This is a genomic window from Halapricum salinum (genome assembly GCF_004799665.1).
GTDB classification, from domain to species: Archaea; Halobacteriota; Halobacteria; order Halobacteriales; family Haloarculaceae; genus Halapricum; species Halapricum salinum.
Map to the genome: position 1 here is coordinate 1,226,551 of NZ_CP031310.1, position 16,011 is coordinate 1,242,561.

15 protein-coding genes are annotated in these 16,011 nt (G+C 66.4%); 9 read left to right on the forward strand and 6 right to left on the reverse strand.

What is annotated here, in order from left to right:
• The first annotated feature begins 23 nt into the window (after positions 1 to 23).
• The 4 genes from DV733_RS06150 (at position 24) to DV733_RS06165 (ending at position 2,835) form a co-directional block, all read left to right on the forward strand.
• The gene (locus DV733_RS06150) at positions 24 to 866 is read left to right on the forward strand and encodes an RAD55 family ATPase (RefSeq protein WP_049995585.1); all 843 of its coding nucleotides are present in this window, start codon (positions 24 to 26) and stop codon (positions 864 to 866) included.
• An 84-nt stretch (positions 867 to 950) separates the two neighbouring features.
• Positions 951 to 1,895, forward strand: coding sequence for a hypothetical protein (locus DV733_RS06155; protein ID WP_049995584.1), 945 nt, complete (start codon positions 951 to 953; stop codon positions 1,893 to 1,895).
• Positions 1,892 to 2,476, forward strand: a complete 585-nt coding sequence (locus tag DV733_RS06160; protein ID WP_049995583.1) for a hypothetical protein — start codon at positions 1,892 to 1,894, stop codon at positions 2,474 to 2,476. Before DV733_RS06155 ends, DV733_RS06160 begins: the two co-directional genes overlap by 4 nt.
• A 35-nt stretch (positions 2,477 to 2,511) precedes the next feature.
• A complete protein-coding gene (locus DV733_RS06165) occupies positions 2,512 to 2,835 on the forward strand; it encodes a transcription factor S (RefSeq protein WP_049995582.1) in 324 nt (107 codons plus the stop codon).
• Here the strand turns inward: DV733_RS06165 and DV733_RS06170 are convergent, their stop codons facing one another.
• Both DV733_RS06170 and DV733_RS06175 read right to left on the reverse strand, forming a co-directional pair.
• Positions 2,836 to 3,042: a hypothetical protein gene (locus DV733_RS06170; protein WP_049995581.1), complete on the reverse strand. Its 207-nt coding sequence runs from the start codon at positions 3,040 to 3,042 to the stop codon at positions 2,836 to 2,838. It lies immediately after the preceding gene.
• Positions 3,043 to 3,119: 77 nt separating this feature from the next.
• Positions 3,120 to 4,385: a magnesium transporter gene (locus DV733_RS06175; protein ID WP_049995580.1), complete on the reverse strand. Its 1,266-nt coding sequence runs from the start codon at positions 4,383 to 4,385 to the stop codon at positions 3,120 to 3,122.
• Between the two features lie 99 nt (positions 4,386 to 4,484).
• On the opposite strand from DV733_RS06175, the gene DV733_RS06180 reads away from it, so the two are divergent.
• The gene (locus DV733_RS06180) at positions 4,485 to 5,240 is read left to right on the forward strand and encodes a hypothetical protein (protein WP_049995579.1); all 756 of its coding nucleotides are present in this window, start codon (positions 4,485 to 4,487) and stop codon (positions 5,238 to 5,240) included.
• Here the strand turns inward: DV733_RS06180 and DV733_RS06185 are convergent, their stop codons facing one another.
• Positions 5,241 to 7,478, reverse strand: a complete 2,238-nt coding sequence (locus DV733_RS06185; RefSeq protein ID WP_049995578.1) for an alpha-amylase family glycosyl hydrolase — start codon at positions 7,476 to 7,478, stop codon at positions 5,241 to 5,243.
• A gap of 78 nt (positions 7,479 to 7,556) precedes the next feature.
• Positions 7,557 to 7,991: a hypothetical protein gene (locus DV733_RS06190; protein ID WP_049995577.1), complete on the reverse strand. Its 435-nt coding sequence runs from the start codon at positions 7,989 to 7,991 to the stop codon at positions 7,557 to 7,559.
• 95 nt (positions 7,992 to 8,086) lie between these two features.
• Between DV733_RS06190 and DV733_RS06195 the strand changes: the two genes are divergently transcribed.
• Positions 8,087 to 8,602: a YkgJ family cysteine cluster protein gene (locus DV733_RS06195; protein WP_049995576.1), complete on the forward strand. Its 516-nt coding sequence runs from the start codon at positions 8,087 to 8,089 to the stop codon at positions 8,600 to 8,602.
• 6 nt (positions 8,603 to 8,608) lie between these two features.
• Here DV733_RS06195 and DV733_RS17495 read toward each other — a convergent pair whose 3' ends face one another.
• On the reverse strand, positions 8,609 to 9,757 hold the full coding sequence (locus DV733_RS17495) for a sensor histidine kinase (protein WP_049995575.1): 1,149 nt from the start codon (positions 9,755 to 9,757) through the stop codon (positions 8,609 to 8,611).
• 165 nt (positions 9,758 to 9,922) lie between these two features.
• Between DV733_RS17495 and DV733_RS06205 the strand changes: the two genes are divergently transcribed.
• Both DV733_RS06205 and DV733_RS06210 read left to right on the forward strand, forming a co-directional pair.
• Positions 9,923 to 11,932, forward strand: a complete 2,010-nt coding sequence (locus tag DV733_RS06205) for a MutS-related protein (RefSeq protein ID WP_049995574.1) — start codon at positions 9,923 to 9,925, stop codon at positions 11,930 to 11,932.
• 88 nt (positions 11,933 to 12,020) lie between these two features.
• Positions 12,021 to 12,425 carry a spore germination protein GerW family protein gene (locus DV733_RS06210; RefSeq protein ID WP_079979581.1) on the forward strand — a complete coding sequence of 135 codons (405 nt, stop codon included), beginning with the start codon at positions 12,021 to 12,023 and terminating at the stop codon, positions 12,423 to 12,425.
• Positions 12,426 to 12,464: 39 nt separating this feature from the next.
• Here the strand turns inward: DV733_RS06210 and DV733_RS06215 are convergent, their stop codons facing one another.
• Positions 12,465 to 14,687, reverse strand: coding sequence for an ATP-dependent DNA helicase (locus DV733_RS06215; protein ID WP_049995573.1), 2,223 nt, complete (start codon positions 14,685 to 14,687; stop codon positions 12,465 to 12,467).
• A 105-nt stretch (positions 14,688 to 14,792) separates the two neighbouring features.
• Between DV733_RS06215 and DV733_RS06220 the strand changes: the two genes are divergently transcribed.
• Positions 14,793 to 16,007: a DUF7537 family lipoprotein gene (locus DV733_RS06220; RefSeq protein ID WP_049995572.1), complete on the forward strand. Its 1,215-nt coding sequence runs from the start codon at positions 14,793 to 14,795 to the stop codon at positions 16,005 to 16,007.
• The last annotated feature ends 4 nt before the right edge of the window (positions 16,008 to 16,011 follow it).

Below are 16,011 nucleotides of genomic sequence, written 5' to 3' on the forward strand. Positions count from 1 at the left end.
CCCGTGCCTCGAAACAGAGGGGCATGGTCCGAATCCCGTTCGGGATCCGCCAGCTCGACACGACGATCGGCGGCGGCGCACCCCCGGGCAGCGTCGTCCTGCTCTCGGGCGAAGCCGGCGCTGGCGCTCGCGAGTTCATGTACACCAGCCCGATGATCACCGGACTCGCCATGGCCGATCCCAATCTGTTCGACCTCTACTACGGCGACCTCCCGACCGAGGCCGAACTGCCCGAGGAGGTTCACTACGTCTCGCTGACTGCCGACGAGTCACAGTTTCGCGACGAGGCCGGCCGTGCCTTCGACGACGAGATCGTCGACGCCGGCATGGAAGCCATCGAGTATCACGACCTCTCGACGACGTACTTCCACGTCAGTCCGGTTCCACGAGCCTGGTACGCCGAGCGCGCCCCGTCGATCAAAGATATTCGGACCCGGGACGACCGCGAGGGGCTCCTGACTGTGCTCGGCGATCTGCTGAACGAGCACGCCGCCGGGAACCTCGTCGTGATCGACTCGCTGGGCGACGTCGTCAGCGCCATCGGCGACCGCGCCGAGATCGAGTGGGCCGACGTCGCCTACCTGCTCAAGGGCCTCCAGAAAGCCGCCCACGAGTGGGACGGGCTCATCCTCGCGCACGTCAACTTCGAGACGCTCAGCGACACCCGCCACGGCCAGCTCGTCGACGCCGCCACGGGAACCCTCAAGTTCGAGTGGGCAAGCGGCGGCTCGACGCTGGCCCGGACGATGGTCGTCAAGCAGTTCCGGGGCGTCCTCAGCCAGCTCGAATCGGAGAACATCGTCCGCTTCGAGACGGAGTTCACCGACGCCGGCTTCGACATCAGCGACGTCCGGAAGATCCGGTGAGCGGCCGCGTGGCGCGGCTTCCCAGTATTCACGGATGGAAATGGGTGGCAAACCCTTAACTACGTTCTCGCAGATATCCCGGTAATGGCGAGCGAGTCGCGGGACGACGTGACGATCTCTCTGCCCCCCGATCTGGAGTCGTGGCTCGACCAGCAAGCCGCCGAGTTAGGGGTCGACCGCGAGGCCGTGCTGGTCCAGCTGCTCGCGTCCTACCGCGCCGCCGACGAACTCGACGATGTCGCAGTCTCCGATTCTGACCTCGACGCAGCCGTCCAGTCGGCCGTCAGCGACCGCCTCCCGGAAGTCGCCGACGCGGTCGAACAGCGGATCCAGGTCCCCGATGTCGACGCGCTCGAAGAACGAATCGACGACGTCGAGAACGAGTTCCAGGGCAAACTCGACGACGTCCGCCAGCGCGTCATCCAGGTCAAGCGCGAGGCCGACTCGAAAGTCGACGCCGAGCGCGCTGACGCGATCGAACAGCGTCTGGGCGACCTCGAATCGGCTGTCGATCGTGTGGACGAACTCGAACGACGGCTCGACGGACTGGACGACGGCGACCGTCTCGACGATGTCGAGACGGAGCTGGACGGCGTCGAGTCCCGGCTTACAGCACTGCAGGGACGCCTCGACGAGCAGGACGACGTCGACGAACGCGTCGAGGGTCTCGCAGACCGACTCGACGACGTTCAGGACAAGCTCAAGACCGTGGCGTGGGTCGTCCGAGATCTGCGCGAGGAGCGAGCGAGAGCGGGCGCGACCGTCGAGGCGATCAAACGTGAGGCCGCGACACACGACCTCTCGCGAGCGCGGTGTGAAAACTGCGGGGAAGGCGTCGAGATCGGGCTGTTGACCGAGCCCTCCTGTCCGCACTGTGACGCTGCACTCGACGGGATCGAACCGTCGAGTCGGATGTTCGGGCTCGGCAGCGCGAAACTGACCGTCGCCGCACAGATCGAGTCCGGGGCCGACGAGCAGGGTGACGAGATGGACGACATCGACACCGAAGCGCCGGGTGATCGCCGGTGACCGACGAAGACGAGCAGGACGACACCCCGGCGGAGCGCGATCCGTTCGAGGAACTCGGCCCCGGGATCGACGACCGCGAGGGCGACCCCTTCGAGTCGCTGGACGACACCTCGACCGAAGGGGGCGATTCCGACGGCGACGACCCGGCGGTCGCGACCGACTCGGAGGACCTTCGGCTGGACGATCATCCGTTCAGTGACCCCGAGGCGGGTGCGCGAAAGCGACGGCTCGATCCTGACGAAGACGACCCGTTCGCTGGCATGGACGTCGTGCCCGGCGAGGACCCCTTTGAGAGCGGCGACTGGGGAGCCGGCGGCGACGACGAGTCGGTCTGGGAAGACCTCTCCGAACCGGTCGAACCCGAGACAACAACGACCGAAGAGGGCGGCCGCCGGCTCTCGGAGGTCAACAAACACAGCTTCTGCGAGCAGTGTGAGCACTTCACCGGACCGCCCGAGATTGCCTGTACCAACGAGGGCACGGAGATCCTGGAGTTTCTCGACATGGAGACCGTCCGCGTCGCCGACTGTCCGATCGTCGAGGAACGCGAACGCCTCGAAGAGGCCGGGACGCAGGGGTAGGGCTTTTGTGCGGTTCGGCGTGAAATAGGGGTACGATGCAATTCTGCGAAGAGTGCGGCTCGATGATGAAGACAGAGGGCGACGTGTGGGTCTGTGGCTCGTGTGGGCACGAACAGCCCAAGGGCGACAGCGACGCCGAGCAGTTCGTCTCGACGGAGAAACAGAGCGACGACGACGTCATCGAAACGGAGGAAGGCGCGAACTTCGAAGGCAAACCGACGGCCAAGGACGTCGTCTGTGACGAGTGCGGCCACACCGAAGCCTGGTACACGATCAAACAGACCGGCTCTGCGGACGAACCGCCCACTCGATTCTTCAAGTGCCAGGAGTGCGGCCACCGCTGGCGCGAGTACAACTGATCACTCCCCAGCCACCCGTTCGAAACTGCGAACCAACACGAGAAATCGCCACAGCAGATACAGCGACGCGGCGGCGACGAGCGGGCCGAGGACACCGAGGAGGAGCGTGCCGGCGTACAGCACCGAATAGGCGACGAGCAGGACGTAGACGACGCCGAGCGCGGCTAGCCACCTACGCGAGAGCGGCATCGGAAGCCAGTCGGTCATATTCCCACCATCGTCCCAGTCGAATAAAAACCATCTCATCGAGTGACAAGTAGGGCAGCCAGGACCGGCGACAGCACCTACAGCAACACGACCTGGGCCAGTCCGAGGAAGACCAGGAAGCCGAGCACGTCCGTCGCGGTCGTGATGAAGATGGTCGCCGACGTCGCCGGGTCCTGGCCGGCGCGATCCAGAACGAGGGGGATGAGCGCGCCGAAAAAGCCCGCGATGACGAGGTTGGCGACCATCGAGACGCCGATGACCGCGCCCAGCAGGACGCCGAATTCCGCCGAGGAGAAGGCGGTCGCGATGACGGCCACGAGTGCTCCAGTGATGAGTCCGTTGACGGCCCCGGCGAGGACCTCGTTGAAGATCACGCGCTTGCCCGTGGCGAGCGTCACCTGGCCCTGGGAGATCCCGCGGACGGTGACGGCCATCGCCTGCGTGCCGGCGTTGCCACCCATCCCGGCGACAATGGGCATGTACGCCGCCAGCACGGCGATACTCGCGATGGTCGCCTCGAAGAGGCCGACCACTGCCGCGGCGAGAAAGCCTGTCCCGAGGTTGAGTATCAGCCACTTGTAGCGGTGGCCGACCTTCGCCAGCGGGCCGTCCAGCGCGCTCTCCTCCTCGTCGACGCCGGTGAACTCGTAGAGGGTTTCGCCGGCGGCCTCCTCGACGACGGTGAGGAGGTCGTCGGCGTGGATGACGCCCACGATCTCCTCGTCCTCGTCCAGCACCGCGACGGTGCGGTCGCGGTTCTCCCGAAAGACTTCGAGCACGTCCTCGTCCTCGCGATCGTAGCGGATGGACGGAATCTCCTCGACGTAGTCGACGAGTCGTTCGGAGTCGCGTTCGGTCATCGCCAGCGTCGCGCCCTTGAGTTCGCCGAGCAGTTCCCGGCCGTCGAGGACGAAGATCGTGGGGAAGCGCCCGGTCCGGCGCTCGAAGCGCTGGACGCGGTCGGCGACCGCCTGAAACGAGTCCTCGGCGTCGACGGTCACGTAGTCGACGTCCATCAGCCCTGCGGCGCTCTCGGGATCGAACGACAGGAGGTAGCTCACCTTCTCGCGGCGGTTCGCGTCGAGGTGCGAGAGAACGTCCTCGCGGACGGCCTCGGGAGCGTAGCCCAGCACGTCGGTCGCCTCGTCGGGGTCGAGATTGCCGACGAACCGCCGGAGCTGCTCGCGGTCCATGTCTGCGACGAGGTCTTCCCGGACGGGTTCGGGCAGGGTGAAGAAGACGTCGCGCTGTCGGCTTCGCGAGAGCGTCGCGAATTCGTCGGCAGGGGCGGGAGAGAGCGCCAGTGTCTGCTGGAGATCGACGGCGGCTTCGGCCTCGGCCATATCGCGTATGCTTGGTGAAGGATCAAAACGCTGTGCCTCTCTCGTTTCACCCAACCGATCGGCACAAGATACTTGCCGGGCGTTCGTGTCGGCAAGCATATGAGACGCAGACAGATCCTCGCGTTCGGCGGGTCGGCCCTCCTCGGCACGGCAGGCTGTCTCGGTGACGCCCGGAGCGACGACCAACCGACCAGTACTGTCGGATCACTCGAAATAACGGTGTCGAGCGTTCAGCGAGGGATCGTGACATACACGACGCCCGACTCGATCAGCGTCGTCGACACCGACCGCCGCCACGTCCTCTTCGGGGTCAACGCCGCAGATTGCGACGAACCGCCCGAACCCGACGCGTTCACGCTCCAGTTCGACGGCCGGGAGTTCGACGCGACCACAGAGAAACGGGGACACCAGCTGTACCGGTTCCCGGGATCGTTCTACACCGCCGAGTCGGAGAGTGGACACCTGCTGTTCGACCTCCCACTGACGGGCACAGCAGCGGACGCCGCCCTCGTCTGGGACAGCGGCGAGTGGCCGCTGCCCGAGTCGATCCGGCGTCGACTCGAAGTCGCTCCCGAGTTCTCGGTGTCGTTCGACGACGAACCGACGAACGGTAGCTGTACGCTGACCGCGACCAACGAGGGTGATCGCCCGCAGCGCTTTCTCGCAGCCGTCAATCAAGAAGGCGGGACCAGTGCGTACAGACCGATCGGCGTTCGAACGGCGGTGCTGGAGGGGGGAGCGAGCAGAGAGTACGATATCGTGGCCCCGCCGGGCGGTACGGGTGGCCAGACGGCGACGCCGGGCGGGCGACGGATCGTCGCCTGGGCCGGCGGTCGCGGAAGTTGCAGCCGCTGATCAAGGCCGGTGGCTCGGCCCGAGCACGCCGGGCGTCTCGAAGATGCCCAGCGTCTCGACCTCGACGCGCGTGACGTGATCGGGACCGTCCGTCTCACAGTTCTCGCCCGTGAAGTGATTGCAGGGGTCGACGGCGTTCCGAAGGTCGACTGCCGCCGTCCCGTCGCCGAAGTTGATCACGACAACGACCGACTGGTCGTCGCTCTCGCGGCCGAACACCAGCACGTCGTCGGGATCGCCGCCCTGCGAGGGGGCCTGCGCGAGGTCGGCCGAGGGGTGCAGGACGTCCAGTTCGTGGTAGGTGTCGATCAGGCGCTCGTAGAACGCGAAGTGGTCCTCGGGATACTCCTTCCAGTTCATGAACGCACGCTTGTAGGGGTCGACCCTGACGTCGTCGTCAGTACGTGGGTCGTCCTCGTCGAAGGCGCTCTCGCGGGGGGTACCGTGCTCGCCGACGAGTCGCTCCTGCCCGTAGAGGATGAAGGGGACGCCGGGCAGCGTGAACGCGGCGGCGACCGCGGCGCGCTGGGCTTTGGCGACGTTCTCGCGGTGGCCCTCGGTCTCGGCCTCGTAGTAGAGGCGGCGCTCGTCGTGGTTCTCGGTGGTATTGAGAATCCGCGTGAACGTGGGGAAGCCGTCGATGTAGCGCTTCTCGATCGCCCGGACGAGGTCGCTGGCGGGCCGATCCCCGCGAGCGACGGCGTGGGCCGAGTGCATGAACCCGGTCGTGTCGAAGTGGGCGTCGAACTCCGATTCGGCAAACGAGGGGAGCCGAGGGATGGTCTCGTCGAGCAGCATGAACTCGGTGTCCTCGGCGCGGACGCGACGGCGGACTTCCTTCCAGAAGCTGTGGGGGACGCCCCAGGCGATGTCACAGCGGAAGGCGTCGACCTTGGGAGCCCAGTACTCGACGGCGGCCATGACGTGCTCGCGCAGCGCCATGTTGCCGTAGTTGAGGTTGGGCTGGAGACGCGTCCCGAAGAAGTACGTCGCGGCGGGCGCGGCGTCGGTGTCAGTCGCGTCCGCGCGGCGGTCGAACCAGTCGAAGTATTTCGACTCCGTGTCCCACGCCTCGACGTTCGGCAGGACGTACTCGTCGCCGGTGTCCTCGCCCAGCTCGGCGATCGTGTCCTGGAACTGTTCGTTCGTCCAGCCGGCGTGGTTGATCACCAGGTCGAAACACACCCTGATGTCGTGGTCGTGGCAGGTCTCGACGAAGCGCTCGTACTCCTCGATCGTCCCCAGGTCGGACGCGACCTCGAAGTAGTCCTCCGTGGAGTAGGCGTGGGGGCCGCCGGGGGCGTTGTCGATCTGGGCCGACCAGGCGGGGACGATGGGGGTCAGCCACACCACGTCGATCCCCAGGTCGTCGAGGTAGGGCACTTTCGAAGTCAGGAAGTCGAAGTCCGTTCCCCCGGGTGTACCCTCGAACGAGCGCGTGAAGATCTCGTATATCACGGCGTCGTCGAGCCACTCCGGGGGCCGGTTCGGGAGATCGGTGGTTTCGGTTTCCGGGTCGAGGACCACCTCGTCGACGTTGCCCAGCACCTGCCCGTCGTAGGGCGCGGCGAACAGCCGCGTGGGACCGTCGAGTGCGTCGGCGGGGACGCGGAGTCGGTGGCCGGTGAGCACGCGGTCGTCCGTGCCTTCGTCGGCGAGATTCGATTCCTCGACCGTCACGTCGGTCGGATCGAGCCCCGAGTCGTCCTCGGGGAGCCACTCGACGCGCAGGTCCTCGCGGAAGGCGTTGCTCGTCGGTGATCGCTCGGCGTCGGCGTCGAGGACGAATTCCTCACTCTCGGCGTCGTAGTGGCCCTCGATCGCGAGTCGTGGCGGCCCGCCGGCGTCGTCGGGTGCTTCCGGGAGCGCGCGGACGGTCTGGTGGTGGGTTCCGTCCGGGGCGTCCAGTTCGAAGACGTACGTCCCGGGCACGTCGGGCTGGAACTCGGCGGTGTGGTGGTCGCCGTGGTCGTACTGGGCGACGTCGTCGTAGGGTTTCGGGGCGAACTCGACTGTCGCCTCGCTGCCCTCGGGTGACTCGACGAGCGACCACGTGAAGGCGTCGGCGTCGTAGGGATCGGGATCACGTCGCGGCTCGCCAGCGAGCGACGGCGCGAGGTTGTCACGGTCGAGGCCGTGGTGGCCGTCGACGAAGATCGGATCGACGATCTGCTCGTCGACGTGGACGAACCGGGGCGGACCTGGATGGTGGCCCCCGGCGGGGTCTGGAGTGGGCATCCTTGGTTCGGCTCTCCAATAGCTCCGCGTATATCTTTTGTGTTGTGGATACACCGAGGAAACAATCGTGTAAGAGCGTTACAGCCGGAACGGTTCCAGCACTCGCGCACCCAACGCCCGCAAGATGCCCGTGAGCGGGCCGCCGTCGTGGCTGTACAGAACGGAGAGGTCGTCCCGGGTTTCGCCGTGGCGGAGGTGCTGAACGCCGTCGAAACACAGCCAGCCGCCAACCGGGACACCGACGACGAGCGCCGGCGGAAACCCGGCCACGGCCAGATACCCGGTGAACGCGAGCGTGAGCGAGCCGAGTACGACGTTATCGGCGTAGTCACCGACCACAGCCGTCGCAGCGTCCATCGAGAGATTGAGCACCACGAGCGCGACGACGGTGATGATCGCGAATCGGAGTGAGCTACCGAGGAGGTACAGAACGACGCCCGGGACAATAGCTTCCCTGAGTAACGTTCGGGCGTGCTCACGTGCCGACAGGGACGTCGGGGAGCCGCCAGTCATTATCGGTCGGCGCGTCCGGGACCGCAAAAAACGCTGTGAAACGTCACGAAACCTGGTCCAGAAGCCCTTTGCTCGTGAAACCCCTACCCGCTACTGTGAGCGCCGACAGCCCACGCCGCGTGACGATCCACGGCGACAAGGAGGTCGTCGTGGACTTCCCGCCCGACCTCACCTTCGAGTGCGTCGACGACTGCACTTGGTGTTGTTATCACGGCGTGTTGCTGTACGAGCAGGACTTTTTCGAACTCGCGAATCACGCCAGCCTCGGCGATTCGACCATCGAGCGCAAGGGCAAGGACTTCATCAAGCGCGAGGAGAAGGATCGCGAGGAACACGTCGACGTCGACGGCCAGGCCTGCTACTTCCTCCGGGAGGACGGCCTCTGTGAACTCCACGCCGAACACGACTGGAAGCCCGCTCGCTGTTCGACCTTCCCCCTCGAGATCACCGTCGAAGACGGCGACATCCACGTCGGCATCCGCGAGAAGGCCCACGAACACTGCGAGGGACTGGACGTCAGCGAGCGCCGGGTGATCGACAACCTCGAAGCCTTTATTCCCGAGGTGCTGTGGGAACTGGACGATCCGACGACCCGGAAGAAACTCGGCTGAGAGTGCTCAGCAATCGTCTCCGGTCGGCGGTCGCTCGAAAGCCGTGTCCTCGATCGAGGATCGGTCGACACCGTCATCGTCGGCGGGTGGGCGCTCGACTCCCGTGATCTCGAAACACGCACCGCCGGGCCGGGCGGGATAGTCCATCTCGGCCAGTCGAACCTCCCAGCCGTGAGCACTGGCGATCGACCGGACGATAGAGAGTCCGAAGCCGGTCCCGTCCTCGCTTGAGGTGTGCCCGTGCTCGAAGACGGAGTCGCGCTCGTCCTGGGGAACGCCAGGGCCGTCATCGGCGACGAAAAACCCGTCCGGGAGCCGACCGACAGTGACGGTCACGTCCGGGCCGGCGTGGACCACTGCGTTCGAAAAGAGGTTCGCCAACAGGCTCCGGAGGCGACCGGGGTCGGCGACGACACAACCCGGGTCGTGACACGCCAGTGTGGCCTCGGCGGTGTCGATCTGGGCCCAGGCGTTCCGCGCCGCCGCGTCGAGCGCGACTGCTTCGGGATCGCCGACGATCGTCCCCTGGCTGGCGAGATCGAGCAGATCGTCGAGAAACGTCTCCATGCGATCTGCGGTCTCGACGATCGCCTCCAGGTGGGAGTCGTCGCCGGTCTCGCGGGCCAGTTCGGCCCGGCTACTGACGACCTGCAGCGGGTTCCGCAGGTCGTGAGAGATGATCTCGGTAAATTCCTTGAGACGGTGGTTCTGCCGTTCGAGCAAGCGCTCGTACTGCGCACGCGAATCGGCCGCTGTCTCCGCGTCCGGCGACATCTGCGAGCGGAGCCAGGCGTCGAGTCGCTCCAGCCAGTCGCCGCGGCGCTCGACGACCGTCGCCTCGTCGGGAGCCGACTGGCGATCCTCGGGGTCGACGACGGCCACTGTCGTCGTCTCGGCCACGAGTTCGGACGGATAGGTCGTGTCGACCGCCGAGAGATCGGGACAGTCGAGGACCACGACGTCGACGTTCGCGACCCCAACGGCCTCGACCGTCACGGTCAGATCCGAGAGGGCACTGACCGAGAGTGAATCGAAGCGCTCTGTGAGCTGTGAGGAGAGCGCCTCCACCTCGGGCGGCCGACCACCGACGATCAGCAGCGTCGTCTCTCGCGGTCCCGCGGCGATCGAACCCACGGCGGCGACCAGCTTCCCCATACGAGAGGGTTTCGCCCCCGGTTTGATAACACTGTTCGTTTAGTTGACATTGTGTCCGAGCGGAAAATTCGGAAGTGCCAGGAGGGACGCAGCCTGCTCACGTATCTCGGCAGTAGCGGCGCGTCGAAGTAGCAGTTTTGTGGGTCCCCCTGCAAGAGAGGGGTAATGGAGCTGGAGTCGGTCCCCGGCGTCGGGGCGAAGACCGCCGACGCGCTGTCGCAGATCGACGACGCCGAGCGCGCACTGCAAGAGGGTGACGTCGCCGCACTCGCACGGGCCCCGGGAATCAGCGACGGCCGCGCGGCTCGCATCGCCCGGGCGGCCATCCGCGAGCGCCACGACGACCCCGGCGACTTCCTGGCGACGTCCCGAACGAGAGAGATCTACCAGGAGGCCCTGTCACTCCTCGAAACGCGGACCGTCACCGACGACGCCGCCGCGCGCCTGGAGACGCTCTATCCCAGCGCCGCCGAGAGCCGTATCCGTGAAGTCCGGGAGTTCACCGAGGAGGCCCTCAAGCGCGATCCGGGCCCCGACGTGCTGGACGCGCTGGAAGGGGTCAAACCCCTCTCGACGCCGAGTGACGTCCGGGTCCGGGATCGCTGTCTCGCCACGAGCGACGCCGAGCGGTACGCCCAGGCCAAAGAGGCGATCCCCGAGGTCAGCGTCGAGGTCGTCGACGATACCCGACAGGTGGCGGAGTTGGCCCGCAGTTACGCGACCGTGATCGTGCTGGACGAGCAGTTCGCGGGCGTCGACGTCGAGGGCGACGTCCGGGTCGAACCCGACGCGCTCGACAACCCCGCGGAGGTCGTCCCCGAGCGCGCACTCGCCTTCTTCGCCGCCAACCGCCAACCCCTGCAGGCCGCCGTTGCCGTCCACCGAGCCGCCGACCTCGATCCGGCCTGCGACCTCGATACGCTCGAAGACGCGCTCGAGAAACTGGCCGCGGACGGCACGCCCCGGGGCGACGACGAACTCGACCGGCTCGTCACCGCCGTCGACGACCTCGACGCGGCCGTCGCCACTGCCGAATCCGTCGCCAACGATCACCTCAGGGAGGCCATCGAGGAGCGGGACGTCACCATCGAGGGCACGGATCTCCTCTCGCTGGTCGAGCGCGGCGCGGGCGTGGACTCGTTGCTCTCGCGGGAGCTGGCCGACGAGTACGACGCAGCCATCGAAGCCGCTCGCGAGCACCTGATCGACGCCCTCCGACTCGAGGATACGGAGGCCATCGCCCGGCGGACGTTCCCCGAAGAACCGACCTATCCCGTCGAACATACAGAAGAGGTCGTCTCGCGACTGCGCGAGGAGTTGACGACCGCGCGCGACCGACGCGCGACGCGCCTGAAACGCGATCTGGCGAGCGATCTGGCGGACCTCCGCGAGGACGCCGCGTCGCTGGTCGACGCCGCGCTCGAACTGGACATGGAACTCGCAGTGGCGCGCTTCGCCGCCGACTTCGACTGCACGCTGCCCGGCGTCGGATCGATCGAAGGAGCTGACGACCGGGCTGCCGGCGAGGGTGTCGCCATCGAGGGCGGGCGCTCACCCCTCCTAGACGTTTCCTTCGCCGAAGTCGAACCGATCGACTACCACGTCGACGGGGTCGCGCTGCTCTCGGGGGTCAACAGCGGCGGGAAGACCTCGACGCTGGATCTCATCGCGCTCGTTGTCGTCCTCGCGCACATGGGCCTGCCCGTGCCCGCCGACGCCGCACGGGTCCAGCGGATCGACGAGTGTCACTACTACGCCAAGACTCAGGGGACGCTCGACGCCGGAGCCTTCGAGGCGACGATTCGGGACTTCGGCGACCTCGTGACCGGCGTCGCCGCCGATCGGGAGACGCTCGTCCTCGTCGACGAACTCGAAAGTATCACCGAGCCGGGCGCGAGCGCCAACATCATCGCTGGCATCCTCGAAGCCCTCCACGAGCGCGGCGCGACCGCGGTCTTCGTCTCCCATCTCGCTGGCGAGATTCGCGACGTCTCGAGCGTCGGTCTCGCTGTGGACGGGATCGAGGCCGTCGGACTCGAAGACGGGGAGTTGATCGTCGATCGCTCGCCAGTCAAGGGCAAGCTCGCCCGCTCGACGCCCGAACTGATCGTCGAGAAGCTCGCCGAGGACGGCGACGGATTCTATCACCGACTGCTGGAAAAATTCGAGTCGTAGTCGGATCCGAGCCACTACATTCGAGGCGTAGCACGGCTCACTCTACAGTTATGCTCTCAGCGAGCGTATGTAGAGTGGTGAAAAACCGATGTCGATAGTCCAATCGTTCGACGCCATTACAGACCGCCTCCAGCACAGCGCCGGCAGCAACGCCGTCTTCGGTGAACCGATCGTCGCCGAGGGCAAGACGATCATCCCCGTCGCACGCATCCGCTACGGCTTCGGCGGTGGGTTCGGTGCCGCCGAAACGGCGACTGAGATCGACGTGTTCGACGAGGAGTTCGGTGAGGAAGAACACGACGGCGACGAGCGACCGACCGGAGAAGGTGGCGGGATGGGCGGTGGCGTCGACGCCAGTCCCGTCGGGGTGGTCGAGATCACCGAAACCGAGACGCGATTCGTCCGCTTCGCCGACCGACGACGGCTCGCAGCGGTGTTCTTCGGCGGGCTCGTCCTCGGTGGATTGCTGGCCCGCCGCGGCCGTGAGGAGTGACGCGGTCGACTGCTGATCGGCGCTGTCGACTACCGACACTCAGGGCCTCGGCGGGTCGCCGTCGTAGGCCTCGAGATCGTTGTAGAAGTTCAGCAGGCCGAATTTCAGTTTCTGAGGGTCCATATCGATCATCTCGGCGCGTTCCTCGGGCGGGAAGGTCCCGCGGACGGCGTAGTCGTGCATCTCGATCTCGGCGGCCTGTGTGTAGCGTTTGTCCACGAGAATCCGCGCGCCGAAGTCCGTCGGCGAGCGCACCACGCGGCCGAGGGCCTGCCGGGTCTTCCTGATCGTTGGAATCTCGACGGCGTAGCGCCAGCCCGCCTCGTCGTCGGCGTCCTCGCCCTCGCCGCCGAAGGCGGCCTGATAGGACTGCTGGACGGCGTCCATCCGGTCGTCGAGATGGGGGTACGGGACGCCGACCACGGCTACCGTCCGGGCGTCGTCGCCGTCGTAGCTGACGCCCTCGGTGAGCGTGCCCCACAGCGAGGAGAAGAGGACGGCGTGCTCGGAGTCTGTAAACTCCTCGCGGAGGTCGTGGGCTGGCGTTCCGGGTTCGTCGAGATAGGTCGTCGCATTCGTTTCGACGCGGTGGTAGTAGCGCTCGGCTTCGGCGTAACTCGGGAAGAACGCGAGCGTATTTCCTGGCGTGAAGCGGATCGCGTCTTCGAGCGCCTGGGTGATCGCGTCCTGGGTCGCCGGGTCGTCGCGCTCGCTGGCGAACAGTGCGGGCGCTTCGACGGCGTAGGTGCGGCGGCGCTCCTCGGGGAACTGCGCACCGTAGGCCATCGTCTCCGGGTCGTCCAGCCCGAGGACGTCCTCGGTCACGTCGAACGGTCGCAGCGTCGCGCTCATCAGGACCGCGGCGTGAAGATCGTCGAACAGCGACCGAGTCACGCGCTCGGGAATGCAGGTGTAGAGTTCGGCGCGGCCGTAGATCTCGCCCGCACTGCCGCCACCGAGTGCATCCTGCTCGCCGTCCTCCTCTCTCCGCCGAACACTCACCACGGGATACATCCCCTCGGCGTCGCCCTCGTCGAACCACGCCGTGAGGAACTGGGCGACCTGCAGGGTCTGACACTCCTTGCGGACTGTGGTCTCGCCATCCTTGTAGGCCTCCTCGTAGCGCTGATCGAGCGTCTGTCCGAGTTCGAGGGCGAAATCGAGTTCCTCGCGAAACCCGGGGCCGGTGTAGGCCTGCAGGAAGGAGAGGGTCACGTCGTCCCGGCGGTCGTCGTTGGCGATCGACAGATCTGACCAGTGTTCGTCGACCTCGTTCTCGCGGACGGTCCCCGGTCCCATCGCCTCACGATAGCCCTCTCGAAGCGCGGTCAGGTAGGTCTCGAAGACGTTCCGGGCCGCCTCGACCCGCGGGTCCTCGACCTCGCTCAGTTCGTCGAGTGCCTGATCGACAGTCCGCTCGCTGAGCGTCCGGCGGGCGTGGTCACGGGCGGCGTCCTCGACGTTGTGGGCCTCGTCGAAGACGGCGATCACGTCCTCGGGGTCGCGACCGAGCCACCGGAAGAACTGCTCGCGGATCAGGGGATCCAGCAGGTGGTGATAGTTCGCCACGACCAGATCGACCCCCTCCATGCCTTCCTTCAGCAGTTCGTACCCGCACATTCCCTGCTGCTCGGCGAATTGGTAGATGTCGTCGGGCGTCCGCACGTCGTCGTACAGCCACGCGTAGAAGTCGTCGGTGTCCGCGGTGAGGTTCCGGTAGTAGTGCTCGCAGGTCGCGCGGTCCTCGAACTCATCCAGTTCGTCCTCGACCGCATCGAGTTCGTCCATGACGGCCGAGCGGGCCTCGGTCGCCTCGCTCTCGCCGGCCTGACTCGCATCCAGCAGTTCGCGCTGGCGCTGCTCTAATTCGGCGCGCTCGCCCTCCAGATCGACGAGTTCGCGCGTCGTATCCCGCAGGGCCTGACACTCCTCGTAGCCGACCTCGATGTGACACATCGAGGATTTCCCGCGGAAGACCACGGCTCGGAGATCCTCGGTCTGGGCGATGGCGCTGGCCTCCTCGACGAACTGGCGCATCTGCTGGTGGACGTTGGTCGTGATGACGACGGTCTTGTTCGACTCGCGGGCGTACTTCAGGGCGGGCGCGAGCGACGCCAGCGTTTTCCCTGTGCCGCAGGCCCCCTCGAAGAGGACGTCTGTTCCGTCGCCGAGCGCGTCGTAGATCCGGCCCATCGCCTCCCGCTGGTGGTCGTAGGGCTCCTCGTAGGGAAAGAATCGGAGATACGACGGCTCGGTTGACACACCAGGGGATTGGCCGTAATCGGGCAAAAGAGTTCGCCAACCGTGGCGGAAGTAGTCGTCGCCGACGCAGAAGGTATTTGCCCCCTGGCGGCGGAGGGGCCGGACGTGAAACGCCTCAGTACCCTCTGTCTCGTCGCCCTCGTCGCGCTAGCCGGCTGTACCGGCGGTGGCGGCGGCGGGACACCGACCGAGACGGGAACGCTCGACGACGCGCCACCGGGCGTCTCTGCGTCGGGCGTCGACGCCGACGCGCTCGTCGCGGCTCACGAAGACGCGCTCGCCGATCGGAGCTACACGCTGGCGGTCGACCAGCAGACCACCGGCGGTGAGTTGACGATCGACGCGAAAACCGACAGTGACGGCCTCCCCGCGATCATCGAACTCTCGACGGGAAGCGCCGACCGCGAGACCTACCTCACTGCGAACGGCAGCTACGAGATCAGGCGCGGCGGCGGCGAACAGATCGTCCGTCACGTCGACACCGACGCCTCGGCAGTCCCGACGGGCGGCCCGTACGTCCGTGACGTGCTCGACGACGCACAGTTCACCTACGACGGGACCGTCCAGCGCGACGGGCGGACGCTCCACCGACTGTCCGCCGACCAGGCCGACCTCCAGCGCCAGTTCCAGAACGCGACAGTCACCTCCTACGAGGCGGAACTGCTCGTGAGCAGCGACGGACTCGTCCACAACACCACCTACCAACTCACGCTCGCAGAGAACGGGACTGAAGAGACGTTCACGACGCGAATCCAGCTGACCGACGTCGGCTCGACGACGGTCGCGGAACCGGCGTGGCTCGGACTGGTCAGCGACGACCCGGAGACGACGACGAGACAGGTCCAGAACGCAAGTCTCGGCACGTCCGTCACCGTCTCTGGAGAGCTCGACAACGTGACAGCGGTCTCCGTCTCGAACGCCTCCGATCTCTTCTACCAGAGTTCCGTCGTCGAACCCTCGCGCGTCTCGCCGATCGTCGCCATGCAGACGAACCGCTCGGTCTCTGTGGACTCGGTCGAGATGGAATACGACCTCGAGGCGGTCCCCGACGCCGAGGCCAGCGGCCTGTTCGTGTTCGCTTACCGCCCAGCCTACGGCTCACTGCTCCCGATGGAAACGTCGTTCGACCCGACCAACGAGACGGTTCGAGCGACGCAGTTCGACCCCGACATCACGCTCAATACCACCGACGGCGAACAGTTCTCCCCGACGCTCGACGGACTGCGCGGGAACGTCGTGTTCGTCACGATGGACGCCCAGACCTACCGCGAGGCGCTCGAAGAAGCGAACGAGCAACAGGCGAGCGATCAGTCGAACTAGACCG